This window comes from Asticcacaulis sp., assembly GCA_024707255.1.
Taxonomy (GTDB): domain Bacteria; phylum Pseudomonadota; class Alphaproteobacteria; order Caulobacterales; family Caulobacteraceae; genus Asticcacaulis.
In genome coordinates this window covers 817,319-842,951 of sequence record JANQAC010000002.1, presented here as the reverse complement: position 1 = coordinate 842,951, position 25,633 = coordinate 817,319, and the positions used below count along the sequence as shown (strand labels likewise).

General features: G+C 60.0%; 22 protein-coding genes and 1 pseudogene. 13 read left to right on the top strand and 10 right to left on the bottom strand.

What is annotated here, in order from left to right:
• The first annotated feature begins 19 nt into the window (after positions 1-19).
• A complete protein-coding gene (locus NVV72_15185) occupies positions 20-1,456 on the top strand; it encodes a glycosyltransferase family 39 protein (protein MCR6660615.1) in 1,437 nt (478 codons plus the stop codon).
• Positions 1,457-1,589: 133 nt separating this feature from the next.
• Here the strand turns inward: NVV72_15185 and NVV72_15180 are convergent, their stop codons facing one another.
• Complete coding sequence (locus tag NVV72_15180; GenBank protein MCR6660614.1) at positions 1,590-2,024, bottom strand: OsmC family protein; 435 nt, start codon at positions 2,022-2,024, stop codon at positions 1,590-1,592.
• A gap of 135 nt (positions 2,025-2,159) precedes the next feature.
• Here NVV72_15180 and NVV72_15175 point away from each other — a divergent pair, with 135 nt between their 5' ends.
• Positions 2,160-2,825, top strand: a complete 666-nt coding sequence (locus tag NVV72_15175; protein ID MCR6660613.1) for an MFS transporter — start codon at positions 2,160-2,162, stop codon at positions 2,823-2,825.
• A complete protein-coding gene (locus tag NVV72_15170; protein ID MCR6660612.1) occupies positions 2,825-3,415 on the top strand; it encodes a hypothetical protein in 591 nt (196 codons plus the stop codon). Before NVV72_15175 ends, NVV72_15170 begins: the two co-directional genes overlap by 1 nt.
• 75 nt (positions 3,416-3,490) lie before the next feature.
• Here NVV72_15170 and NVV72_15165 read toward each other — a convergent pair whose 3' ends face one another.
• Together NVV72_15165 and NVV72_15160 are read right to left on the bottom strand one after the other, a co-directional pair.
• Positions 3,491-3,685 (bottom strand): hypothetical protein, encoded by a 195-nt coding sequence (locus NVV72_15165; GenBank protein MCR6660611.1) that lies wholly within the window; start codon positions 3,683-3,685, stop codon positions 3,491-3,493.
• A complete protein-coding gene (locus NVV72_15160) occupies positions 3,666-4,067 on the bottom strand; it encodes a hypothetical protein (protein MCR6660610.1) in 402 nt (133 codons plus the stop codon). Before NVV72_15160 ends, NVV72_15165 begins: the two co-directional genes overlap by 20 nt.
• 210 nt (positions 4,068-4,277) lie before the next feature.
• On the opposite strand from NVV72_15160, the gene NVV72_15155 reads away from it, so the two are divergent.
• Positions 4,278-6,392: a right-handed parallel beta-helix repeat-containing protein gene (locus NVV72_15155; GenBank protein MCR6660609.1), complete on the top strand. Its 2,115-nt coding sequence runs from the start codon at positions 4,278-4,280 to the stop codon at positions 6,390-6,392.
• Complete coding sequence (locus NVV72_15150; GenBank protein ID MCR6660608.1) at positions 6,389-7,924, top strand: glycosyl hydrolase family 28 protein; 1,536 nt, start codon at positions 6,389-6,391, stop codon at positions 7,922-7,924. The genes NVV72_15155 and NVV72_15150 overlap by 4 nt, the downstream gene beginning before the upstream one ends.
• 148 nt (positions 7,925-8,072) lie before the next feature.
• On the opposite strand, the gene NVV72_15145 is transcribed toward NVV72_15150, so the two are convergent.
• Positions 8,073-8,810, bottom strand: coding sequence for a FadR family transcriptional regulator (locus tag NVV72_15145; protein MCR6660607.1), 738 nt, complete (start codon positions 8,808-8,810; stop codon positions 8,073-8,075).
• 289 nt (positions 8,811-9,099) lie between these two features.
• Between NVV72_15145 and NVV72_15140 the strand changes: the two genes are divergently transcribed.
• From NVV72_15140 to NVV72_15105, 8 genes and pseudogenes are all read left to right on the top strand, one after another.
• Positions 9,100-10,239 (top strand): mandelate racemase/muconate lactonizing enzyme family protein, encoded by a 1,140-nt coding sequence (locus NVV72_15140; protein ID MCR6660606.1) that lies wholly within the window; start codon positions 9,100-9,102, stop codon positions 10,237-10,239.
• An 88-nt stretch (positions 10,240-10,327) separates the two neighbouring features.
• Complete coding sequence (locus tag NVV72_15135) at positions 10,328-11,278, top strand: aldo/keto reductase (protein ID MCR6660605.1); 951 nt, start codon at positions 10,328-10,330, stop codon at positions 11,276-11,278.
• A 3-nt stretch (positions 11,279-11,281) separates the two neighbouring features.
• Positions 11,282-12,112, top strand: coding sequence for an amidohydrolase family protein (locus NVV72_15130; protein ID MCR6660604.1), 831 nt, complete (start codon positions 11,282-11,284; stop codon positions 12,110-12,112).
• A 13-nt stretch (positions 12,113-12,125) separates the two neighbouring features.
• Positions 12,126-13,328: an MFS transporter gene (locus NVV72_15125; GenBank protein MCR6660603.1), complete on the top strand. Its 1,203-nt coding sequence runs from the start codon at positions 12,126-12,128 to the stop codon at positions 13,326-13,328.
• A gap of 715 nt (positions 13,329-14,043) precedes the next feature.
• Positions 14,044-14,736, top strand: coding sequence for a TonB-dependent receptor plug domain-containing protein (locus NVV72_15120; GenBank protein MCR6660602.1), 693 nt, complete (start codon positions 14,044-14,046; stop codon positions 14,734-14,736).
• Entirely contained in the window at positions 14,669-16,765 is a 2,097-nt protein-coding gene (locus NVV72_15115) for a TonB-dependent receptor (GenBank protein MCR6660601.1), read from the top strand. The genes NVV72_15120 and NVV72_15115 overlap by 68 nt, the downstream gene beginning before the upstream one ends.
• A gap of 312 nt (positions 16,766-17,077) precedes the next feature.
• Positions 17,078-17,803, top strand: coding sequence for an SDR family oxidoreductase (locus tag NVV72_15110; GenBank protein MCR6660600.1), 726 nt, complete (start codon positions 17,078-17,080; stop codon positions 17,801-17,803).
• A 76-nt stretch (positions 17,804-17,879) separates the two neighbouring features.
• Positions 17,880-18,724 (top strand): annotated as a pseudogene (locus NVV72_15105) (fumarylacetoacetate hydrolase family protein).
• A gap of 39 nt (positions 18,725-18,763) precedes the next feature.
• Here NVV72_15105 and lldD read toward each other — a convergent pair.
• From lldD to NVV72_15075, 6 genes are all read right to left on the bottom strand, one after another.
• Entirely contained in the window at positions 18,764-19,894 is a 1,131-nt protein-coding gene (gene lldD / locus NVV72_15100; GenBank protein ID MCR6660599.1) for an FMN-dependent L-lactate dehydrogenase LldD, read from the bottom strand.
• Between the two features lie 15 nt (positions 19,895-19,909).
• The gene (locus NVV72_15095) at positions 19,910-20,710 is read right to left on the bottom strand and encodes a kinase (GenBank protein ID MCR6660598.1); all 801 of its coding nucleotides are present in this window, start codon (positions 20,708-20,710) and stop codon (positions 19,910-19,912) included.
• Complete coding sequence (locus tag NVV72_15090) at positions 20,694-21,665, bottom strand: D-glycerate dehydrogenase (protein ID MCR6660597.1); 972 nt, start codon at positions 21,663-21,665, stop codon at positions 20,694-20,696. Before NVV72_15090 ends, NVV72_15095 begins: the two co-directional genes overlap by 17 nt.
• Positions 21,666-21,779: 114 nt before the next feature.
• Complete coding sequence (locus NVV72_15085; protein MCR6660596.1) at positions 21,780-23,672, bottom strand: extracellular solute-binding protein; 1,893 nt, start codon at positions 23,670-23,672, stop codon at positions 21,780-21,782.
• Positions 23,665-24,858: a CoA transferase gene (locus tag NVV72_15080; protein ID MCR6660595.1), complete on the bottom strand. Its 1,194-nt coding sequence runs from the start codon at positions 24,856-24,858 to the stop codon at positions 23,665-23,667. Before NVV72_15080 ends, NVV72_15085 begins: the two co-directional genes overlap by 8 nt.
• A gap of 27 nt (positions 24,859-24,885) precedes the next feature.
• Entirely contained in the window at positions 24,886-25,632 is a 747-nt protein-coding gene (locus NVV72_15075) for an SDR family oxidoreductase (GenBank protein MCR6660594.1), read from the bottom strand.
• Between the last annotated feature and the right edge of the window lies 1 nt (position 25,633).

Here is a 25,633-nt window from a genome sequence, read left to right as displayed (position 1 = left end):
AACCGGCCAATAAGGGCGGATGAGCCTGATCGACCGCCTCCGCCGCATTCCCTACCTGCCCCTGCTTGCGGGGTTGATGGTTCTGCGGCTGGTCGCGGGGGCTTGCGCCGGACTGGTGCCGGACGAGACCTATTACTGGCTGTGGGCCCAGCATCCGTCCTTCGGCTATTATGATCACCCGCCGATGGTGGCGTGGTGGATAGCCGCCATTCCAGGGCTGCCAGATATATCCGCCCTGTTTGTGCGCCTGCCGTTTGTACTGAGCTTCGCAGGTTTAAGCTGGCTGATCTACGACACGGGCAAAACACTTTTCAGCGAGGTTGTCGCCCGCCGGGCGCTGCTGTGGTTGAATGCCTGCCTGCTTTTGAGCATCGGCTCGGTGGTCGCCACGCCAGATCCGCCCTCGGTGCTGATGTGGGCTTTCGGATTATGGGCGCTGGCGAAATTGCAGGCCAGCGGCAAGGGCTATTGGTGGATGGTCTTCGGCCTGTTTGCCGGGCTGGGCGTCGAAGCCAAATACACCAACTTCTTCTTAGGCTTAGGCGTGCTGGCGTGGTTCGTACTCGACAAGCCGGCGCGGAAGTGGCTGCTGACGCCGTGGCCGTGGCTTGGCGGTGTTGTCGCCCTGGCGGCCATGGCGCCGAACCTGGTGTGGAACGCGCAGCATCACTGGATCACCTTCGCCAAGCAATTCGGCCGCATCGAAGGCGCGCACCTGACGGCGCAATACCTGCTGGAATTCCTGATGTCGCAGCCCCTGCTGCTCAATCCGCTGATCTTTGTGTTTGTTGTTCTGGGCGTGAAGGCGTGGCGAAAACAGCGCGATAACTCGCCGCTTACCCTGCTGGTCGCCCTGCCCCTGCCACTGATTGCCTATATGCTGGTCCATGTTTTTCATGACCGCATCCAGGGCAACTGGCCGGCGCCGATCTTTCCCGGACTGGTCCTGCTGGCGGCGGTTGGCGCGGAAGGCGGCCGGTTCGGCTGGGCCCGCAAATGGGCCGCGCCGGTGGGGATTGGCGTAAGCGTGATCGCTTTGCTGCTTATGGCCTTAAGCCCCGTCCTGCCGCAGCAAAGTGGCACCGCCGGTCTGGGTTTGGGATGGGAGAAGCTTAGCTATGCCATTCATGATAAAGCCTCCGAAACCGATAGCAAATGGATCGCCACAACCGATTACAACACCCAGGGTGAACTCAGCCTACATATGCCGGACACCTCAATCATCGGCATGGCCGAGCGCGACCGGTACAACTGGCCCGCCTCGCCGGGCATGGGTAAAAAAGCCCTGATCGTAGTCAATGCCAGCCATGCGCCCGATCTCGCCCGATGCTTCACCGACCTGCGCGATGTCGGCACGGTTTCGCGCCTGAAAAAGCCCGGCAGGAAGTCGGATTTCCGACTCTATACCGGGCTATTGAAATCAACCGACTGTGACATGGATAGTTTGGATCAGTAGATTTTAGCCACAGATGGCACAGATGAACACAGATGGCGCTTCGCGCCTGAACAGGTGATCACACCCCATCTTTTTTTTCCCGATGAACATAAAATCTGCGCCCATCTGTGTCATCTGTGGCTAAAAATCTTCCTTAAACCAGCGTCGCCTCGAGTGTGATCGGTACCGATGACAGCGCCTTGGAGACCGGGCAGTTGGCCTTGGCGCCGGCGGCGATGGCGTCGAATTGTTCCCTGGAAATGCCCGGAATCTTCGCTGTCAGCTTAAGCGTGATGCCGGTGATGGCGAAGCCGCCTTCGACCGGATCGAGCTTGACGGCGGCTTCCGTATCGATGCTGTCGGCCGTAAAGCCCGCTGCCCCCAGAGCGAAGGCCAGGGCCATGGAGAAGCAGCCGGAATGGGCCGCGGCGATCAGTTCTTCCGGATTCGTGCCGGCCTGGCCGTCGGCGTTTTCAAAGCGGAGCTTGAAGCTGTAGGGCTGGCTGTTGAGCACCTTGCTCTGCGTGGTCAGACTGCCTTCGCCCTGCTGGCCATTTCCGGCCCAGTGGGCCTGTGCGGTACGGATCATGTGAAACTCTCCTCTGCGGTGAAATACGCCCTTTTCTTACGCCCGCTTATGCGACAACTCAATGAACGATCCCGTTTTCCTTTGTCGAAATCGGCGGCAGCGCCTATGAAGGCGGCAAAGATGGGGAGACGGACCATGTCATCGGAAACCACGCCTGCAAAAGGCGGATCATTCACACTGTTTTTGCTGATCATCGTCTATGCGCTGAACTTCCTCGACCGGCAGATCCTGAGCATCCTGAAAGAGCCGATCGCCGCCGAACTGCACCTGAATGACGCCCAATTGGGCTGGATGGGCGGCCTGGCCTTTGGCCTGCTTTACAGCGTGCTGGCCATTCCGGTGGCCTGGCTGGCGGACCGCTGGTCCCGCGTCTGGATCATGACCGCGTCCCTGGCCGTCTGGTCAGGCTTTACGGCGGTGTGCGGACTGGCCATGACCTTCCCGCAAATGTTCCTGGCGCGCATGGGGGTCGGCATTGGCGAGGCCGGCGGCGTTCCGCCCGCCTACAGCCTGATCGCCGACCTCTACCCGCCAAAACAGCGCGCCCGCGCCCTGTCGGTCTATTCCCTGGCCATTCCCATCGGCAGCGCGGCCGGTATCCTCTTCGGTGGTCTGATGGCGGCGGCGGTCAACTGGCGCTGGGCCTTTCTGGTTATTGGCGGGCTGGGCGTGCTGATGGCGCCTGTGTTCCGGCTGCTGGTCAGGGATCCGGTGCGCGGGCAGTTCGACAAGGCGCCCGCCGCCCCCTGTCGTTTGGTAAGGTTGCCTCTCTGGCCTTCGGCAAGCCGAGTTTCTGGCTGATGGCGTTTGGCGCGTCCTTCGCCTCGCTGGTCGGTTACGGCTTTCTGTACTGGTTCCCGACCTTCCTGGCGCGCTCGCTGCACATGGATATCGTCAGCCGGTCAGAACTCTTCGGCGGCGCTTTTCTGATCAGCGGCATTGTCGGCATTCTGGCGGGCGGCATACTGGGGGATTGGCTCGGCCCGGACCGCAAGGGCGCCTATCCGCTGATTCCGGCGATCGCCTTCGTGCTGTCGGCACCGCTCTATGCCCTGTGCGTCATGGCGAAAACGCCGCATGAGGCGTTCTTCCTGATCCTGATACCCCAGGCGCTCGGCCTGATGTGGTTCGGACCGCTGGTAAACGCCATACAGCACCTGGGGCCGGCCTCTGCGCGTGCCCAGATGGCGGCGTTGTTCCTGCTGATCACCAACCTGATCGGATTGAGTGCCGGGCCCTATTTTTTCGGCAAGGTGTCGGATCTGCTCAAACCGGAATATGGCGCGGACTCAATCAAATGGGCCTTTGTAATCGGCCTGGGCTTCTATCTGGTGGCGGCGGTCTTGCTGTTTCTCGCATCCAAAACCATCCGAAAGGATTGGGTGGACTAAGCTGACACCTTATAAGAAAAGAGCCCTCCGGTCGGGGGATACCGGAGGGCTCATAACAGGATCAGACGTTCGGTACTATTGCTTGATCTTGGATATCTTGGTGCCCTCTATGGAAACACCGGCCATCAGGCCCTTCTGGTCGAAAATGAAAGCGTAGGCGTCGTCCTTCAGGGTCGAGGTCGAGAGATTGCGGGCTACGCCCTCGTCAACCACGACGACGGTGGGACCGACGCCGATTTCCAGGCCCGAGCTATCCTTTAGATATTTCACGGCACTGTCGGTCATCAGAAAGACGGCATAGCCGTAGGATTGCGCCCCGGCACTGGAGCCCCCAGGAACCGGAGAAAGAGTTGTAGTAGTCTGCCACGCCGCCGTTCATCAGCAACTCGCCCTCACCATAAGCGCCGCCGAACACCAGACCGGCCTTGACGATGCTGGGGAAGATCAGGATGGCCTTGGCTTTGGAGCCGATAAGCTTGGCGGTGGGGTTGCCGGCATAGAGCGAATTCAGCGCCGCTTGAGAATCGGCGTTGATATCGGCCTTGGTGGCAGCCTCGGCGGCCTGCGGCAAGACGGCGGGCACCAGGGCCGTCGTGGTCAGCGACAGGGCCAGAGCAAAACCGCCGGCTTTAAAGGTGGGGAACTTGAACATGCGGATACCTCAGATGAAGGGCTATAAAAAGCCTGATGGCTTGATGTCCTGTCTCTATCCCCGGCGTGATGAGGCTTTCCATGCGTAGCGTCCTCGCAAAAAATCAGGATCAAGTAAGCTCTTATTAAAACATCACGCCCTTGACATATGATGTATTATGTTTGAAGTGTGGCATATAAAACAAGAAACATAGTCCCGTGGGAGTGGATAATGCCAGCCGACCGTCGCCTTACCCTTGTTGCGATACTCGCCCTCGCCGCCCTGCCAGCCCAGGCCCAGACACGCTGGGCACATCCCAGCAGTGAGATCCACGTCTCTCCCGCAGGCAGTGACGCAGACGATGGGTCTGCGGCACATCCTTTCAAAACCCTGCCCCGCGCCCAGGTCGCCGTACGCCAGCACAACGCCACCGGCGATGTGGCCGTCATCCTGGCCGACGGCACCTATGCGTTGTTGGCGCCGCTGGTCTTCACCCAGGCCGATGGCGGTCAGAAGGGCTTTACCGTCACCTGGCAGGCCGCCCCGCAGGCGCGTCCGGTCCTGTCCGGCGGCGTACCCGTCACCGGCTGGCGCGTCCATGACGCCCAAAAGCATATCTATGTCGCAGATGTACCAAAAGGCATGGACAGCCGCCAGCTCTGGGTCAATGATGCCCTGGCCGAACGCGCCCAGATCGAACTGCCGCGCGACGCGGTCACCTTCACCGAAACCGGCATGGTGCTGAAGGATAAAAGCTGGTCATGGCTGGCCGGCCTGGCCGATCAGCACCGTATCGAAATCGAGAGCCAAGGCTTCTTCACCTCGCGCTTCTCGCCGGTGGAAGCCATCAGCGTCAACACCCTCACCATGCAGCAGCCAGCCTGGGCCAACAATATCTGGGGCTATGACAGCATCCCCTACCCGTTCCACCCCGAATGGTCGCACCTCTATCTGCAAAACAGCCTGGCCTTCCTGACGAAACCGAACCAGTGGTATATCGATCCGGCCGCCGGCAAGCTCTATTACAAACCGGCCGATGGCGTGGACATGAAGCAGGCAAAGGCGATCCTGCCGCGGCTGGAGGTGCTGGTCAGCGCCGCCGGCACGCCCGAAGCCCCGGTCACCGACCTGAAATTTTCCGGCCTGCAATTCTCCTACAGTTCGTGGATGGGCCCGTCCTCACCGGAAGGCTTCGCCAGCCAGCAGAGCGGTTCCTTCCTGACCGGTCGGGCCGCGGCCTATCCGAAGAATGTGCTGGAGGTCTGCAAGACCGGCTGTCCGGAATTCGAGACCGTGCGCGACAAATGGCACCAGACGCCGGCGGCGGTTCAGTTCGCCGCCGCCCAACACATAGTGCTCGATGGCAATGTGTTCGCCCATCTCGGCCAGTATGCGCTCGGCATCGGCAACGATGCCAATGCCAACTTCACCGGCCAGGGCCTGGCGACGACCGATATCGTCGTCTCGCGCAATGTCTTCACCGATCTGGCCGGCGGCGCCATCTCCTCCGGCGGCGTGCTGCCGGACGCGCATCATCCGTCAAACGGCAACCTGACCAACCGTCAGCTTGTCGTCGAGAACAACCTGATCCAGAATATCAGCCAGGATTACAAGGACAATTCCGCCATTCTTTCCACCTATGTGTGGAACACGGTCATCATCCATAACGACATTTCCGACACGCCTTACGATGCGATCGATGTCGGCTATGGCTGGGGCTATGTCGATGCCGGCGGCAATCCGAACTATCGGACCCGCCAGCGCGGCTATGATGCCGTGGCCCAGGGCGGTGGCGGCCAGCCAGTCTACGAGACCCCGACCACCCACAGAGATGTCTTTGTCGGCTTCAACCGCGTCTACAAGGTCAAGCAGTTGTTCAATGATGGCGGCGCCATCTATAATCTTGGCGCCTGTCCGGACTGCGTTTTCGCCGAAAACCACGTCTTCGATATCGGCGACCGCATCGCCCTCTATTTCGACGAAGGCTCGCGCGGCATCCTGGCGCGCAATAATGTAGTGGAGGATGCCGGGGTCTGGCTGAATATCAATACCGCCCGCTCCGCCTTGCCCCTGCGCACCTCAGTCAACAATACGGCGCGCGGCAACTGGCACAACACCACAACAACCGGCGGCATCTGGTCTGCCTATCAGGAAGACCTGATCCTGGATGATCACCTGGTCACGGGCAGTCAGTGGCCCGTTGAGGCGAAGCAGGTCATGGCCAATGCCGGCATCATGCCAGAGGCCGGACCGGTGGAATTCGGCGCCGTGAAACCGCTGGCACACCCTGCCGGCCTGCCGCAGCCCAATGGGTCTCCGGTCGCTGAAAAGACGCGCAAGGAATGATCCGGCGCGCGCTTCTAACCGGCGCGGCAGCGCTGTTTGCCCTCCCTTTAAGCAACGTGCCGGCTTTCGCGGCGCACGGGCTTTTTGACGTCCGCGATTTCGGTGCGCGCGGCGATGGCGTCACACTCGACAGCCCGGCGATCAATTCGGCCATTGCCGCCGCCCGTAAGGTCGGAGGCGGCACCGTGCTCTTGCCCGCCGGGCATTATCTCAGCTTTTCCCTGCGTCTCTTTGATAATATTACACTATTGCTCGCTGAAGGCTGCGTGCTGGAGGCTGCCGATCCGGCGCTCCACAGGGGTAGATATGACCTGGCAGAGGCGGACATGCCGGAGCAGTTCCAGGACTTCGGCATCACCCAGTTCCATTGCAGTCTGATCTATGCCGATGGCGCCGATCATGTTTCGGTCATGGGGCGCGGGATGATTTTCGGCAAGGGCTTGCGGCGTGAAGATCCCGGTGCGCGCTGGCACGGCGCCACCGGCTGGATCGCGCCGCGCATCGCCGATCCGAAGGAAATCGCCATGCAGGGCCAGGGCATCCGCGCTATCGGCTTCAAGAATTGCCGCAATGTATTGGTCCGAGATGTCACCATTCTGCAAGGCGGGCATTTCGCTTGCCACCTGCTCGGCTGCACCAATGCCACGATCGACACCATAACCGTCGACACCAACCGCGACGGCATCGATATCGATTGCTGCCGTGATGTGCGCGTGACCAACTGCCGGGTCAATGCGCCGCATGATGACGGCATCGTTGTCAAGTCGAGCTATGCGCTGGGGCGTAAGGTGATCTGTGAGAATATAAGCATAACCAATTGCCAGACTTCAGGTTTTGAAACCGGGTCGGTGATCGATGGCTGCTACCGCCTGTCTGATTATCGCTCGGTCGATGATATGGGCGTGCTTGGCCGCATCAAGCTCGGCACCGAGAGCAATGGCGGCTTCCGCAATATACTGATCAGGGATTGTGTTTGCGAAAACACGCGCGGCATTCTGATCGGCGTGGTCGATGGCGGCGTTCTGGAAGATGTCGTCGTTTCGAACATAATCTTACGCAATCCGGTTAATCATCCGCTATTCATCCGTCAGGCGGCGCGTCTGCGGGCACCGGAAGGCACGACGGTCGGGGCCTGCCGGCGGGTGCGGTTCGACAATATCCAGGTGTCCGGCGCCGATGGCCGCTATCCGTGCGGTGTGCAGGGCATTCCCGATGCGCCGGTCATGGATGTCAGTTTCTCGGATGTGCATGTCGTCAGTTCGGGCGGCGGCACGATGAGGGATTCAGCGCGCACGCCCAAGGAAAAGCGCGAGGCCAGCCTGGAGGTCAGTTTCATGGGCACCCTGCCGGCTTATGGGTTTTATGGGCGAAATCTGCGGGGCTTGATCCTCAAGGACTGCACGTTCGATGTCGAAACACCCGACGCCCGCCCGGCAATTGTGCTGGATGATGTTAAAGGCGGCCGGATTGAGGGCTTTGGCGCAGGTTCCGTTGTTCAAAAGAATAGCTCGGAAATCATTCTCCTCCCCTGATTTATCGGGGGAGGTGTCGCGGCTTGTCCGCGACGGAGGGCGCCACTTACCACCCTTGATGCCCCCTCCGTCAGCGACACCAGCCCTTCGGGCTTCGCCCGAATGAACTGGGCGCTGACACCTCCCCCGCTTCGCAAGGGAGGAGAATTTAGACTTTCAGACTCGTTGGGCGGCGCTTCTTCCACGACCCTTCGATATGGTCGCGCATGGCCTTTGCGGCAGCTTCGCCATCATGTTTCAGGATAGCCTGATAGACCTCGGTATGGGCCGCATGGGTTTCCCGGATATGTTCGACATTGAGCTTTCCGGAATAGTTCAGATTTTTCAGCGCCTTGCCCTGAATACTGTTGATAATAGCTTCACTGAGCTTATCACCCGATATCCGCATGATGATGTCATGGAACTTCACGTCCTCATGGACATAGGCGGCCGGCGTCTGGATCAGACTTTCCAGCTTTTCCATCTGCGCCGTCAGTTCGGCGATATCCTCACCCGTCGCCTTCTGCGCCGCCTTGGCGGCCATGGAGGATTCGAGAGTCACGCGGATCTCGACCAGATTGTCGAGATAGGACAGGCCATCATCACGCTGGAAAAGCGCGCTCAGCACCATCGGATCGAGCAGGCTCCAGTGCGAGGAATCCTGCACGATCGTGCCGCGCCCCTGCTGCGACACCACCAGCCCCTTTTCGGTCATGGCCGTGGTCGCCTCGCGGATAACGGTGCGGCTGACCTCGAACATATCGCACAGCACATTTTCCGGCGGCAGGGCTGAACCGGCGGGATAAACCTCGGTGACGATGGCGGTCACCAGGTCTTCGACGACGGCGACGGCCAGACGCGGACGGCGGCGGGCATTACGGGCGGAAAAGGCTACAGTGGTATTCAAGCGTTTTTACCTCAAGAGTCGATTCTTGGTCAGCGTAACACGGATCGCGCAAATTCGCAGGGATTTCGCTGGAAGCCGCCACCACGCACATTCAGCATATGTCATATATTTTTCAAAGTCTTGCAAGTCTTATTACAAGGCAATTCAAAGGCTTATTATTGCAAACCGGAGGGCCGTCCAATTCAGCCCTTGCCAAGCCTTATCGCCAATGCTAATTTTCATAATACATATTATAACTCCACATCGCGGGATTTACCGTCTGTGGCGGCGTTGACGAGAAAGACCACAGATGAAGATTACCGGCTATCGCAGCCTCACCACGGTCCATGACTGGGGCCGGCCGATTGGTGATGTCAACGGACTGGTGCGTTCCGGCATTACCGATGTGCCGATCCTGCTGCTGGAAACCGATGAGGGTCTGACCGGTGTCGGCCTGGGCGCCCATGGCGACATCGCGCGTGTTTTCCCGGCCGTGGAAGGTGAAGATCCGCGAGCGGTTACAACGCTTTATGACCGGATGCTCGCCCATGTGTTCAAGAGCGGACACGCCGGCGCCACCTATGGCGCCATCGGCGCGGTCGATATGGCGCTGTGGGATCTGAAAGCCAAGATGGCCGGCGAGCCCCTGTGGCGGACGCTGGGCGCGCGCGACCGCTTCGTGTCGGGCTATGCCTCCGGCCTGTGCATGGGGCTGGAGGACGATGCGCTGTACGCCCTCTATGGCGAATGGGCCGATCGTGGGTACACCTCCGCCAAGATCAAGGGCGGCCGCGATATCGACCGCGATATCCGCCGGATGCTTGGCGTCCGAGACGTGCTGAAGCGCAACAGCCCGCGCCCGGCCATCATGTTCGATGTCAATGAATCCTGGTCGCGCAAGCAGGCCTTGCGTCACATTGCCGAAATCGAACACCATCTCGACCTGACCTGGATAGAGGAACCCGTGCGTCGCTGGGATGCCGAGGGCCACGCCGTCATTACCCGCGCCTCGAAATGCGCGGTGGCGACCGGCGAAAACCTGACGGGGCTGGACCAATACCTGCCCCTCTTTACCGCCGGCGCGGTTGATGTGGTTCAGGCCGGAATGGTCTGGGGCATAACCCATTTCAACCGCGTCGCCATGGCCGCCCATGCCCATAACCTGCCGGTCTCGCCGGTGGGTTATAATGGCAATCCGGTGGCCCATGCCGCAGCGGCTGTGCCCAATCTGCTGACGATCGAGGTGCAGGACTGGAAGGTGCCTTACGGCCTGACCATCGATCAGGAGATCGCCGATGGCGGCATTATTTTGGGCGATGCGCCAGGGCTCGGTATCGAGGTTGATGAAACGGCGATTGCCGCCAAGCGCCAGTCCGGTCAATGGAATGTCGCCGGCGGCCCCCATGTGCGGCCAAGCCGCGCGGGCCTGAGGCTGGTGCCGGAAAGTTAAATATCGGACCCACGAATGGACACGAATGAACACGAAGCTATTCGTGCATATTCGTGTCCATTCGTGGTTTCAAACAAAGAAAAATCACATGGAAACATCCAATATCAAACCTGACGGCCCGGCTATATCTACCCTTGCGCTGGGCGCAGCGTCGCTCGGCAGCGTCTATTCCGAAGTTTCGCAGGCAAATGCCGACGAGACCGTACGCACAGCGCTGGAACTGGGCGTCAATTTCATCGATGTCGCGCCTTATTATGGCCTGACAAAAGCCGAGACCGCGCTTGGCCATGCCTTGCAGGGCGTGCCGCGCGAGACCTATGTGCTGGCCACCAAGATCGGCCGTTATGGCGACAAGGACTGGGATTTTTCGCGCGAGGCCACCCTGCGCAGTCTTGATGCCAGCCTTTGCCGGCTGAAATGCGGCCGTATCGACATCCTGCAATGTCACGACATTGAAATGGGCGATTATCAACAGTTGATCGGCGAGGCCCTCCCCACCCTGCACGACCTTAAGCGCCAGGGCGTCATCGGCTTTGTCGGCATTACCGGCTATGATCTGGCCCTCATGGAAAAGGTCGCGGTCGAGCAACAGGTCGATACGATCATGGCCTATTGCACCTATACGCTTCAGGATCAGCGCCTGGCGCCGGTGGCCAGGCGCCTGCAAGCCCAGGGCATCAGCGTTTTCAATGCGTCACCGCTCGGCATGGGCCTGCTGACCCGGCGCGGCCCGCCCGACTGGCATCCCGGCCATCCCACGGTTCATGCCGCCGCCGCCGAGGCCGCACGGATATGCGCTGAAGCCGGCAGCGACATCTCGAAACTGGCCCTGCAATTTGCCCTGCAAGGCGCCATGAAGAACGGCATGGCAACGACCGTGATCGGTTCCTCCACCCCGGCCAATATGCGCGATAATGTGGCCGTCCTCTCCGAACCGATCGATCCGGAACTGCTGGCGCGAGTCAAAGCCATATTGGCGCCGGTTCTGAACCAGGGCTGGGACGTGCTGCCCGGCAACGGCGGCAAGGCGGGCCAATAATCAATGATAGATTCGCACCTGCACTTCTGGAACCCCGAACGCCTGACCTACGACTGGCTGCAATATGTGCCGGCGATCAGCGGGCGCATGGGGCCTGAAGAGTTTGCCGCGACAGGCGCCGCTCTCGAAGGCGCGATCTTTGTACAGGCCGATTGCGAAGAGGCGCTGGCAGAGGTTGACTGGGTCAACAGCCTCGACTTTTCCATTCTGGGTATTGTCGCCTATGCGCCGCTGGAACTGGGTGATACCCCGCATATATTAGCGCTGAAAACCAAATCAAAGGTCGTCAGCATCCGCCGTAATGCGCAGAATGAACCCGACGGCTTCATGATTTCCGAAGGCTATCAGGCCGGCATGATCGCCGCAGCGAAGGCCGGTTTCAGTCTCGACATGTGTATCCGTGCGCGGCAGTTGCCGGAATTGCGCCAGGCGCTGGCTGCGCTTTTCAAGGCCGTACCGGACGCACGCGTCATTCTCGACCATCTCGGCAAGCCAGACATCAAATCTCACGGCACAGATATTCATGCCGGCGATTGGGCAAATGAAATCAATAGCCTGTCGCTTATGCCTAATGTCTTTTGCAAACTCTCCGGCCTGCCAACCGAGGCCGACTGGGACCACTGGACACAAGAACAGCTCCGTCCTTACCTCGATCACGCCTTGAGCACCTTTGGCCCCTCACGCTGCCTGTTCGGCGGTGATTGGCCGGTCGTCGATCTCGCCGGCGGCTATGCGCGCTGGCAGGCCGTGGTGGCCTCGGCCATCAGCCACCTGCCAGAAAATCAGCAAATACAGGTCTGGTCAGGCACCGCCCGGACCGTCTATCAATTATAAAACAGAGGAAACAATGGACCAGCAACCGACCCTGACCGAAGCGCCAGCCGTTTCTTTATCGGGCATTCCTCATGTCGAAGGCGGCCGCCGCTGGCTGTTGCTGTGCTCGCTTTTCGTCTGTTTCTTCATGCTTCTGGCGCTTTATTGTGGCGTGCTGGCCGTGCTGTTGCCCAACCAGATCGCCACGCTAGATCCGGCACACAAGGTGGAAAACCTCGGCCTGATGTTCTTCGTCACTTCAATCTTCTCAACATTGACGACACCGATCGCCGGCGCCTTTTCCGACCGTACCCGCTCAAAATGGGGTCGCCGCACGCCCTGGATCGTCGCCGGTTCGGTGATCGGGGCCATAGCGCTTGCCAGCGTCGCCTATATGCCGACCTTCTGGACCATTACCGCCGTCTGGGTCATCGCCGCCATCGCGCTCAACTCCATGCAGCCGGCGCTTACCACCGTGGTCGCCGACCGCTTCCCCGAACACGCCCGCGGCACGGCTTCCGGCTTTGTCGGCGCCGGCATGACCGCCGGTGGTACGGTCGGCATGATCGTCGCCGGACGCCTGGCCAATAACATGCCACTGGCCTATGCCGTCTTCGCCGGCGCCATTGCCATCTGCTGCATTGCCTTCGTGATCCTCAACCACGATACCTCTTCCAAAGGCGAACCGCTGGCCAGATTCCGCGCCGGCGATTTCCTGAAAGGGTTCTGGATCGATCCGAAAGCCTATCCCGATTTCTGGTGGGCCTTCGCCGGCCGCTTCACCATATATATGGGCTACCAGGCCATTGTCACTTACCTGCTCTACATCCTGCAGGACTATATCGGCCTGGGCACCGATCAGGCCAATATCGTCATCGGCACGGTCTCTCTCATTACATTCTTCTGTGTTTTTGGCTCATCCATGCTGTCGGGCTGGCTGTCGGACTGGATCAAGCGTCGCAAGCCGTTCGTGTTCGCATCAAGCATCATCATGGGGGGCGGCCCTGGTCGTGCCGCTGTTTATGCCGAATCTCGAAGGCATGTATGGCTATGCCGCCCTGATCGGGGTGGGTTACGGCGCCTTCATGTCGATCGACATGGCGCTAATGACCCAGGTTCTGCCAAAAGACACCGGCGAGGCCGGCAAGGATCTCGGCCTACTCACCACCGCCGTCAATATACCGCAGATCATTTCGCCGGTCATGGCGGCGCAACTGCTGAAATATTTCGATACTGATTATCGCGTACTTTTCATCGCCGCCCTGGTTTTCGTCTTCGCCGGATCGTTCTTTGTTCTGCCGATCCGATCCGTGAAATAACCTGCCATCTCACCTGGCGATTTCAAGCCGCTTCTGCCTAGCAGAGGCGGTTTTTTTATCAAACCCACCAAATAACTCAGACAATAAATTTAGCAATAAATCAAAATACATCAAAAAATGATGCAATTATATATATTCAAATCACAAATGTGATCATTTGGTCACAAAATTATTGTCATTTATATTTTGTGAGCAAATCTCGAAATGGGTGCGGATAAATGGCATATTGGCCATAAAAAATAAAGCTTTATAAGTGGGTTGGGCTTCCGCGGCACACACCTCTTTTTTAGTCGCCGGCCTGAGGTAAATGCGCTAAAATATATGAAAGCCGCATCGGACAGCCGATTTTCGCATTTGAAACCATAACCCCGCCCAGCGTCTTTGCCAAACCGCAAGATAAAAAACAAATAAATACAGAGAGCTGAAGCGCACACAGGATGCCTTCAAAAGAGAGAAAACAAATTTGCGCGTTGCAGGGCCTGCCCCGCAGCACTTCATTTCCACTCTTCCCGGGCTCAATTTAGAGAAACGCCATATTGTCGGACATATGATGATCATTTGACACACATATTACCTTGAAATAGTGTCAGGACATCAGCCCCTCACATAAGGGGGCGACCAAGGAAGGAAATCATGTCCAGGAAACTCGTATTATTGGCCGCCACAGCCCTCTCCGCCGCCGCGATCGTCGCACCGGCCTTTGCTCAGGATGCTGCCCCGCAAACCGACACGCCGGCCGCCGCCGCGCCTGACGAATCCCAGGTCGTCATCGTTCGCGGTATTCGCCGCTCCATGAAGGCCGCCATTGATATCAAGAAGGCCGCCATCAATACGGTCGATTCGATCGCCGCCGAGGATCTCGGCAAGCTGCCCGACCAGAACGTCGCCGAATCGCTGCAACGTATCCCCGGCGTGACCATCGAGCGCAACCGCGGCGAAGGCCGCTATGTCTCGGTGCGCGGCTTCGGACCGAAGTTCAACGCCGTCACCGTCAATGGCCGCACGCTGGCCACCGACAATAACGGCCGCGAATTCTCCTTCGACGTCCTGCCCTCCGAACTGATCGCCGGCGCCGATGTCTATAAGTCGCCACAGGCCAATATCAACGGCGCCTCAATCGGCGCCACGGTCGATGTCCGCACCCTGCGTCCGCTCGATCAATCCAAGAGCTTCACCGCCGCCGCTTCAGTCGGCAGCCAGTGGGCCGAACTGGCCGACACGCAGAACCCGGAAGCCTCCGGCGTCATGAGCTGGCGCAATGACGCCCCGCACCTTTGGCGTCGCCCTCTCCGCCTCCTATATGGACCAGGAAGTCCGCGACGATGAATTTACCATCGGCGCCGGCCACGTCTACCGCTCCTCAACCGACAGCTACTACAATGCCGGCGGCGTCGCCGGCGCCCGGCTCGGCCCGGATGTGGCGCCCTTCACGCACATTTCCATGCCATCGAACCTGTCGCCCTTCTTCTTCGTCCGCAAGAAGAAGATGACCGGTCTCAATGGCTCGGTGCAGTGGAAGCCGGCCGAAAACCTGACCCTGACCCTAGACACCCTCTATTCCAAGGCGGACATCACCGAGGATCAGACGGGTCTCGCCTATGACTTCTCCGGCGGCACGCTCGTCGAGCAGGTCGTTCAGGGTAATGAAGCGGTCTACCAGCGCTATACCGGCGGCACGGTCGACCAGATTCTGCAGCACGATACCCGCGACGTCACCACCACCATGGTCGGCTTCAACGCCGCATGGAAGGCGACCGATACCCTTACCCTCAGCTTCGACGCCTCGACCTCCAAGGCCCAGCGCCGCGGCAAGGAAGACAGCGACTTCACCACCATCCGCCGCAAGAACATGGACCTGTGGTTCGATCGCCGCAGCGGCAGCCCGATCTATGACTACGGCTTCTCCTCGCCCAACTACGCCAACGCCGCGACCAACCCGCAGGGCATAACCGCCCACTACTATATCTGGGGCGGCGGTTCGGATATCGATGACAAGACCAACGAGTTCAAGCTCGACGCCAAGTGGGCCCCGGAAGGCGCCGTCACGCTCTATGCCGGCCTGGCCAGCGAACAGCGCACCAAGACGATCACCACCAATTCCATGCCGTTCGGCCAGCAGTGCGCCTATTGCGGCTCCGATCGTGTTCTGCCAGAGTCGCTGTTCTCCAACACCAGCATGGATTTCTTCTCAAGTCATGACGGAAACATTATCCGCGACTGGGTAGCCTATGATCCGATCGCCCTGATCCAGCAGGTCAAGTCGTTCGCCGATCAGGACGGCAAGGCGTTTGCCCCCGGCGTCTTCGATCCCTCAGGCTCGTCGGTCGTGGATGAAAAGGTCACCATCGGTTATCTGATGAGCGATATCCGCACCGAAATCGGCGGTATGCCGCTGGCGATCAATGCCGGTGTCCGCGTCGAGGATACCAACTACACTTCGTCCGGTGCCTCGCGGACCGTGCTGTCGGCCGCACCGAATGACGCCGGCCAGAACATCGTCACCTTGTCGGACGTCATTCCGGTAAGTTTCGACGGTCACTATACTGATATCCTGCCTTCGCTGAATGCCAAGCTGAACCTGACCGACGACCTGCTGCTGCGCTTTGCCGCCTCCCGCGTCATGACCCGCCCGACCCTGTCGGATCTGTCGCCGAAGCTGTCGATCCAGACCAATCCCGGTAACGAGACGATCAAGCACGGCAATCCGGACCTGCAACCCTTCCGCGCCTCGCAGATTGAAGGCGGCCTGGAATGGTATTTCAACCGCCTGTCCCTGCTGTCGTTCAACGCCTTCTACAAGAACATCGACTCCTTTGTTACGCTCGGCAATACGACGGAGGTCGTTGGTCCCGTTACCTTCGCGGTCACAATTCCAGTCAACGGGAAGGGCGCCGTGGTCAAGGGCTTCGAACTGGGTTACCGTCAGGTGTTCAACAACCTGCCCTCACCGTTCGACGGCCTGGGCACGCAGGTCAGCTATACCTATGCCGACAGTGATGCCCGCTACACCAACGGCTCCGGCATTACCTACACGCTCGAAGGGCTTTCCAAGGACAGCTATTCCCTGGTCGGCTTCTATGAAAAGTATGGCTTCCAGGCCCGTATCGCCTACACCTGGCGCGACAAGTTCCTGCAACTGGCGTCAGGGCGTAACAACGAACCGGAATATTTCGACGCCTACGGCCAGCTCGATGCCGGTGTCTCATACGACATCAACGACCACTTCACCGTCTATCTCGACGGCCTGAACCTGACGGACGAGAACGAGTTCATCTACTCGGTCACGCCTGACCGGACCAAGGAATACCGCACCACCGGCAAGCGTATCTCCGCCGGCATCCGCTTCCGTTACTAAGCGCTTTCCAAAAAGTGTGACGCACTTTTTGGATTAAAAAGCGCGACAAACCAAAGTTCTCCCCGACCTGCTGTCTGTTGCGTAATTGTCCGGACCTGTATTCACCCGTTTTACAGGTCCGGTGACAGAGGCCCCCTGGCCCGCCCTTCTCCGGAAGCGGCGGGTCTTTTTTGAAGCAAGGGGCGCGGCCCCTTGACCCGTAAGTTTTTGGCGCCGTGGGGGATTAAATATCACTTGCGGGTTTAGGGTTGACTTAGAACTATGCCTTGCCTAAAACATATTCATAATATGTATTATGTAACGGAGCCATTTATGGGACGCCTCACCGGCAAGACCGCCTTTATCACCGCCGCTGGCCAAGGCATGGGCCGCGCCGCGGCGGAAGCCTTTATCGCAGAAGGCGCCACCGTTATTGCCACCGACGTAAAGCTTGAATTTCTGGAGGGTCTGGAAGGCGCGATCTGCCGCCCGCTCGATGCCACCGATCCCGCCGCCATCAAGGCGCTGGCCGCCGAATTCCCGCAGGTTGACGTGCTCTATAATTGCGCCGGCTATGTCCATGCCGGTACGGTCCTGACCACGGATGAAGCCGCCTGGAACTTCAGCTTCTCGATCAATGTCACCGCCATGTTCCACACCATCCAGGCCTTCCTGCCCAGGATGCTGGAACGCAAACAGGGTTCGATCATCAATATGGCGAGCGTGGCCGCCTTCAAGGGCGTGGCCAACCGCCTGGCCTACGGCGCCTCGAAGGCCGCCGTGGTGGGACTGACCAAGTCGGTGGCTGCCGATTTTGTGGCGCAAGGCATTCGCTGCAACGCCATCTGCCCCGGCACCATCGATACGCCTTCGCTTCAGCAGCGGATGCGCGATACCGGCGATTATGAGAAGGGCCGCGCCATGTTCCTGTCACGCCAGCCCACAGGTCGCCTGGGCACACCGGAAGAACTGGCCGCCTTCGCCGTTTATCTCGCTTCAGACGAATCCAGCTTTACGACCGGCCAGGCACACATTATCGATGGCGGCTGGTTAAACTAGGCAAGGGGCACAGCCCCTTGACCCGTAACTTGACGGTGTTGAACCGCGCCTCCCCGCTTCTATTCAGGATTACAAAATGAAACTGCTCCGCTTCGGCCCGTCGGGCGCTGAAAAACCCGGTCTCCTCGATGCCGAAGGCCAGATCCGCGACCTCTCCGGCGTGGTCGATGACATCGCCGGCGACGTGCTCTCCGCCGAGGGCCGGCTAAGATCGCCGCCATCGATCCGGCCACCCTGCCCCTCGCTCCGTTCGGTTCGCGTTATGGCCCCTGCGTCGGCCGCGTCGGCAAGTTTATCTGCATCGGCCTGAACTATGCCGACCACGCCGCCGAATCCGGCCTGCCCGTGCCGGATGAGCCCGTCCTGTTCATGAAGGCCACCTCCGCCATCGTCGGGCCGAACGACGAAGTGCTCAAGCCGCGCGGCTCGACCAAGCTCGACTGGGAGGTAGAACTGGGCCTGGTCATCGGCAAGAAGGCGTCCTACGTTTCCGAAGCCGAGGCGCTGGATTACGTGGCCGGTTTCTGCACCATCAATGATGTGTCCGAGCGCAACTTCCAGACCGAACGCGGCGGCACCTGGGACAAGGGCAAGGGCTGCGACACCTTCGGCCCTATCGGCCCCTGGCTGGTGACGAAGGATGAAGCCGGCGACATCAACAACCTGAAAATGTGGCTGGACGTCAACGGCAAGCGCTTCCAGAACGGCTCGACGGCCACCATGGTCTTCAAGCCGGCCTTCCTGGTGCATTACGTCTCGCAGTTCATGTCGCTGCATCCGGGCGATGTCATCTCGACCGGCACCCCACCGGGTGTCGGCCTTGGCCAGAAGCCTGACCCGATCTATCTCAATGTCGGCGATGTCATGGAACTGGGCATCGAAGGCCTGGGCACCCAGAAGCAGACCGTAGGGGGTGCATGATCTTAAGGCCTCCGGAGCCATCCGGAGGCCCTTTTCATATCAGGCCAGCAGATTGCGGTTGATTTCGGCGATGGTTTTCACGCCGGTGAGCGCCATGGCCGTGCGCATTTCCTTCTCGATCAGGTCCAGCAGGTTGGTCACGCCCACCTCGCCGTGAGTGGCCAGGGCATAGATATAGGCCCGCCCCAGTAATACCCCCTTGGCGCCGAGCGCCAGCATCCGCACCACATCCAGCCCTGTGCGGATACCGGAATCGGCCAGAATTGTCAGGTCGTCACCCACGGCGTCGGCGATCGCCGGCAGGGCCTTGCAGGTCGAGAGCGCACCATCGAGCTGGCGACCGCCGTGGTTCGATACCACGATGCCGTCGGCGCCGAACTTCACGGCATCCTTCGCGTCTTCCGGATCGAGGATGCCCTTGATGATCATCGGGCCTTTCCACATGTCGCGGATCCATTCGAGATCGGACCAGTTGATCGACGGGTCAAAATTGGCGCCCAACCAGCCGATATAGTCCTCAAGCCCTGTGGCCTTGCCGAGATATTTCGACACATTGCCCAGATCGTGCGGCGTGCCGAGCAGGCCGACATCATAGGCCCATTCCGGCTTCATCATCGCCTGAATGATACGGCGGACCGGACCGAAATCGCCGCTCATGCCGGAATGCTTGTCGCGGTAGCGTGCGCCCGGCACCGGCATATCGACGGTGAAGACCAGCTTGGTGACGCCCAGGGCCTGCGCCCGTTCGAGCGCGTGCTTCATGAAACCGCGATCCTTCAGCACGTAAAGCTGAAACCAGATATCGCAGCCGGACTTCTCAACGATTTCCTCAAGAGGACACAGCGAAACCGTTGAAATAATGTAGGGAATATTGGCCTTCTTCGCGGCCCTCGCCACCTGCACCTCGCCGCGCCGGGCATACATACCGCCTAAGCCGACCGGCGCCAGCCCGACCGGCATGGCCATCTTTTCTCCGAACAGTTCCGTTTCCAGCGACAGGTCGGCGACATTCTTCAGGATGCGCTGGCGCAGGGCCAGGGACGACAGGTCGCCGACATTATTGCGCAGGGTCATTTCGGCATAGGAGCCGCCGTCGAGATAATCGAACAGGAAGCGCGGCAGTTTGCGTTTGGCGGCTTCGCGGTAATCGGTGGCAGCGGAAATGATCATGCGGGTCTCAACTGGTCAGTATTTCGGACTTGGTTTCATATTCCGAGATGAATCAAGTTGCAAGGTCAGGTCGGCATAGGCGGGCATGGTTTGCAGAATATGACGGGTCAGACGCTCGTAATGCTGGGTAAAGCGGCTGATCTCCTTGTCGTCCATCACCCGCGCGCCAGTGCGCCCTTCCGCTTTCAGGCGCGCGCGCAAGGCATTTTCCTGCTCGATTCGCCAGTCGCGCACGATGTCGAAACCGGGTGCCGCCAGCAGGACCAGCCGGTCAATATGGCGGAACAGATCGGCGTAAGGCCCTTTCAGCGCGTCATTCACCGCCCGCCGCCAGACGCCGTCTTCCTGGCGCTCCAGATCATTGACCGGCGCAATCAGGTCTTCATCCGACTGCGGACGGGCACCCACACACCAGCCCTCGAAAATGATAACATCTGGCGCGGTGATTTCCGGCCAGTCCTTTTCGGGGAAAGGCCGGTCATTGGCCTTGTCAAAGCGCGGCAATCGCGTCGGTTGTCCAGCTTTCAGCCCGGCGAATACACGCTCACCCAAAGCCACATCATGCGTGCCTGGCACACCACGCGTGGCGAACAAGGGCGAGAGTGCGACCGGCCGGGCTTCCGGCGCCATATAGAGATCATCAAGCGATAACAGCGCGACCTTGAGCCCCTCGTCTTCCAGATGCGCGACCAGTCCTTCGCTCAAGGTGGATTTGCCGGAGCCCTGCGCCCCGCAGACGCCAAGTACGAACGGCTTGTCCGCCTCTTTCAGCCAGTCTTTTACCCTAGCTTCTACAACCTCAAGCGACCCGGTCACCGACGGGCTCCCCCGCGAAAAACTGATCGACATTTTTCGCCGCCCGCATTCCCATGGCGTTACGCGTCTCGATGGTGGCGCTGCCGAGATGCGGCAGCAGGACGGCATTATTAAGCGGCAGCAGGGCCGGATTGACCACCGGTTCGCGCTCATAAACATCCAGCCCCGCCGACCAGATGGTGCCGGCCTTCAGCGCCGCCGCCAGGTCATCCTCATTGACCACTGAGCCGCGTGCCGTATTGATCAGGATAGCCGTCGGCTTCATCAGCCCCAGCAGGCGGGCATTGACCATGTGATGCGTTTCCGGCCCGCCCGGCGTATGCAGGGACAGCACGTCCGACTGCGCCGCCAGGTCTTCGAGGCTGGCGACATAGCGCGCCTCATGCGCCGCTTCGATATCGGTCGCGGCCTGGCGGCGGCTGAAATAGGCGATCTTCATGCCGAGCGCCGTCCGCGCCTTTTGCGCCGTCGCCTGGGCGATGCGGCCGAAACCGACCAGGCCCAGGGTCTTGCCTTCCAGCGATTGCCCCATAAGTGCCGTGGTGCCCCAACCTTTCCAGCCGCCTTCGCGCAACTGGCGCTCGCCTTCGGACGCCCGGCGCGACGCCATCAGCATCAGCATGAGGGCGATATCGGCCGTGGCCTCTGTCAGAACGTCCGGCGTATTAGAGACCACGATCCCGGCCTCTTTCGCGGCCTCGATATCGATATGCTCATAACCCGCGCCAAAATTGCCGATCATCCTTACCCGCGCATTGGGCGTGGCGAAGATTTCCGCCGTCAGCTTGTCAGTGACGGTCGGGCACAGGGCGTCATATTCCGTCATCGCCGCCTTAAGCTGCTCCGGCGTCAGCGGCTTGCCGCTGTCATTGACCGTCGTGTCGTAATGCGCCTGCATATAGGCTTGGGCCGCTTCGGGCCACGGACGGGTGAGCAGAACTTTGGGACGGGTCATACAGGGAATCTCTCGGTTATTCTCCAAAATGCGATGAACCTCTTATCGCGTTTTGGCAAGGGCAAGCGCCCGCCGCGCATGTTTGCGCGGGAGCCATGCGGCGCCTGAGCTGAATCAGCGCCGCTTAAAAAGCGGTGCACGTTTTTCCTTGAAGGCGGCGCGCCCTTCCTCGGCATCTTCGGTAGCGAAGCAGATGGTCTGCAAATCGCGCTCGTATTCCACGGCCTTTTCGTACGGCATGGTGTGGGCGGCGCGCAGGTTGAGCTTGCCGGTTTCGGCGGCAATCGGCGCGCGGCTGGCGATGGTTTCGGCGATGTCACGGGCGCGGGTCATCAGATCGGCCGGTTCGCACACCTCGCTGACCAGGCCCCATTGTTCGGCTTTTTGCGCGGTGATCGCATCGCCGGTCAGGATCATCAGCGAGGCATTGGAGGCGCCGATCGAGTGGACCAGGCCCGCCGCCATGCCGCCGCCACCGATCCACCCCAGCTTGATTTCCGGGGCAGCGAACTGGGCATTTGACGAGGCAATGCGGATATCACAACTCATGGCCGTTTCCAGCCCGCCGCCGAAAGCATAGCCATTGACCGCGGCAATAGTTGGCTTGAGACACAGGCGGATGGCGTCGCAATAGTCGCCGCGATTACGGAATTCCCACGGCGTGGCGTAGTCGTCGAGCGTGCGGATATCTGACCCGGCGCAGAAGGCGCGTTCGCCGGCGCCGGTGACGATCACGCAGCGGATGGTATTGCTCTTGTTGCATTCGGCCACGGCGGCTTCCAGCGCATAGGCCATCTCGGGCGTCATCGAGTTGAGCTTGGTCGGGCGATTAATGGTGATGACAGCGACGTGGCCATCCACTTCAAACAGCAGTTCATCGGTCATGAGTTTAGCGCTCCGAGCCCGAATCCGCGTTCCGGCATAAAGGGTTTGCAATTGAGTCAATAATTGATCATGCGGCAGCCGGGCATAAAGCGTATCGCGGATGGCCTCTGACGCAGCCGTCTGGAAGGCGATGGCACCATCATGGCGCGGCCGGACATAGGCGGCTTCCAGGGCATCGGAGGTATTGCGATAAAAGTCGCCCCAACGCGCATTGACCACCGCGTCTTGCCACGCAACACGCAGCGATGGCTGGCCATCATGCGCCGGGATAAAGCCGATCTGCGCCTGCGGCGACATCAGCCAGCGCAGGTGATCGAGCAATGCGGGCGTGATGTCGCAACGCTTAGAGATACCGATACCCGTGCCGCCAAGCGTCGAGCCGATCCCGCCGGCGCTGCGCGGCGCATTGGCAAAGGTCAGAGCCTTTCCAGATTTTGGCGCGGCATAGTTCACATAGCCATAGATCAGCGGACACAAGACCACATCGTCATGATCGACCATATGCTGAAGAATGCCGATCGGGTTCTTTTCCCGCACGCTCAGAGGCGATTTATCCGTCAGGCGTTGCATGATATCGAGCGCGGTCAGCCCGACGGCTTCCCTAACAAACAGGTCCGGATCTTTCACCGCCGGACGTTCACCAAGTGCCGCGCAGATCGACTGAAAGCTGAGCGCCGCGTGCGGTCCGGCCAGCGACAGCGCTACAGGCCCGTTGAAGGCCAGAACCTCATCCCAGGTTTGTGGAATATCGATCCCCGGTTGACAGGCCATCACCTGCGTGGCGGCATCGAGCGGCAAGGCCCAGTGTTTGCCTGCAAACTGATAGCTTTTCAGCGAAGGGCCTATACAGTCGCGTGCCCACCCGGCGATCTCTTCCGGCGTGAAAATATCCTCCAGCGGCCGCAGGCAATCGCCAGCCACCGCCTCACCGACATGTGGGTGATCCAGCACCACCAGATCATACTGTTCGCATAACTCGGCGATCGGATGGGTCTCGAAGCCCTCCAAGGAATGCTTATCCCAGGACAGGCCGAGCGCCGGATTGGCTTTTGCCGCCGCGTCCAGCGCATTGAACCCGCGCGGATGATCCCAGGTCAGACCTTTGTATTTATGCTTAGACATTTGCCTGTTTCACCGCACCGCTGGCCAGCAGGGCCTCGATCTCGGCGTCGGATTTACCCGCAGCGGACAGGATTTCGCGCGTGTGTTCACCGACGCGCGGGGCGCCGCGATCAACGGTTGACGGGGTCTTGGAAAACCTGATCGGGAAGCCCGGCGTCTTCACGCGACCTTCGGTCGGATGATCATATTCGACAAAGGTGCCGTTATGCTTGATCTGCGGATCATTGACGACATCTTCATAGCCATAGACCGGCCCGCACCAGATATCGACCGGACGGAACAGATCGAGCCATTCCTGGGTGGTACGCTCCTCCAGCTTGATGCGTGTCATGGCATAGATTTCATCCCGGTAGGTCCACGAATCCGTCTGATCCTCCAGGTCGGCAAAGAAAGGTTCATCAATCAGTTCGCCCAGCTTTTTCAGATTGGCCATGGCGATGGTGATATAGCTGTCCTTCGTTTTGAAGACCCCGTAAGGCGCGCGGATATAGCTGTGCGCGTGGGGCTCAACGGTGCGCGTCTGCGGCCTTTTGCCGACAGTGAAGACCGACAGTTCCTGCATCTGGATGGTGGTGATGGCATCGAGCATATTGACCTCGACCTTCTGCCCCTCACCCGTGCGTTCGCGGTGGAACAGGGCCGCCAGCGCGCCCTCGAAAGCCGTATAGGCCGTGATGGCGTCAACGAGATACTGGCCGGCGGGCGATGGCGGCGTATCCTTCGATCCGGCGGACATCATGGCGCCGGACATGGATTGCAGCAGCAGGTCCTGGCCAGGATAGTTCTTGTAGGGGCCGTCCTCGCCATAGCCCGACATAGAGACATAGATCAGCTTCGGATTGATGGCCGAGAGCGTCTCGTAATCAACCCCCAGCCGCGCCGCCACGCCGGGACGATAATTCTGCAAAAATACATCGGCCGACTTGACGAGATCCAGCAGCAGGGCCTTGCCTTCCGGCGATTTCAGATCGACCGCCAGCGAGCGCTTGTTACGGTTCAGCGACAGGAAGGAGACATTGATTTCATTGCCCCAGGCGCCGCCGGCCGGGGCGTGGCGCTGCCATTCGCCGGTGGTCGGTTCCACCTTGATAACGTCCGCCCCCATATCGCCCATGCGCTGCGCCGCGAACGGCCCGGCCATGGCGATGGAGCAATCGAGAACGCGAATGCCGCTTAATATACCCATTTCAAATCAAACCTTTATATGCATTATCTAATTCATCACCCAGCCGCCATTGACGTTCAGTGTCTGGCCGGTGATGAAACCTGCGTCTTCTGAGCTGAGGAAGGCGATAGCGTTGGCGATATCGCCGACATGGCCGCGGCGCTTGATCGCCTGCTGGGCCAGGACATGGCGGTTATAGCCTTCGGGATCGGGATTGATGGCTTCGGCGTCGGTCGGGAAGGCACCCGGCGAAATGGCATTGACGGTCACACCGTAGGGGCCGAATTCGCGGGCCCAGGCGTGGGTCAGGCCGATCAGGGCACCTTTTGAAGCGACGTAAGGATAGATGTTCGGCCAGCCGCCGGAGAGAGTGATCGAGGCGATATTGATGATGCGGCCGAAGCCCTTCGCCTTCATGCCCGGCAGGGCTTCCTGCACGGCAACTATGCCCGCGTCAACATTGACGCGCTGGACCTTCTGGTGATCTTCTACGGTAAATTCTTCAAAAGATTTAGAGGGATAGATGGCGGCGTTATTGATGACCACATCATAGCCGCCTGTCTCTTCCCGGCGCGCACGGATATCGGCGCGGAAGCCCTCCAGATCGGACATATCTGAGCGCGTCACCAGCAGACGGCCTGTGGTGATGCCGGCGGCGGCCGCGGTCAGGGCGGCGATCTTGGCATCGTCGTGATCGACGGCCACAAGGGTGGCGCCGCGGTTCAGAAAGTTCAGCGTGGTTTGCAGGCCAAGTCCACCCGCAGCCCCCGTATAAAGGATGGTCCTGTTCCGCATC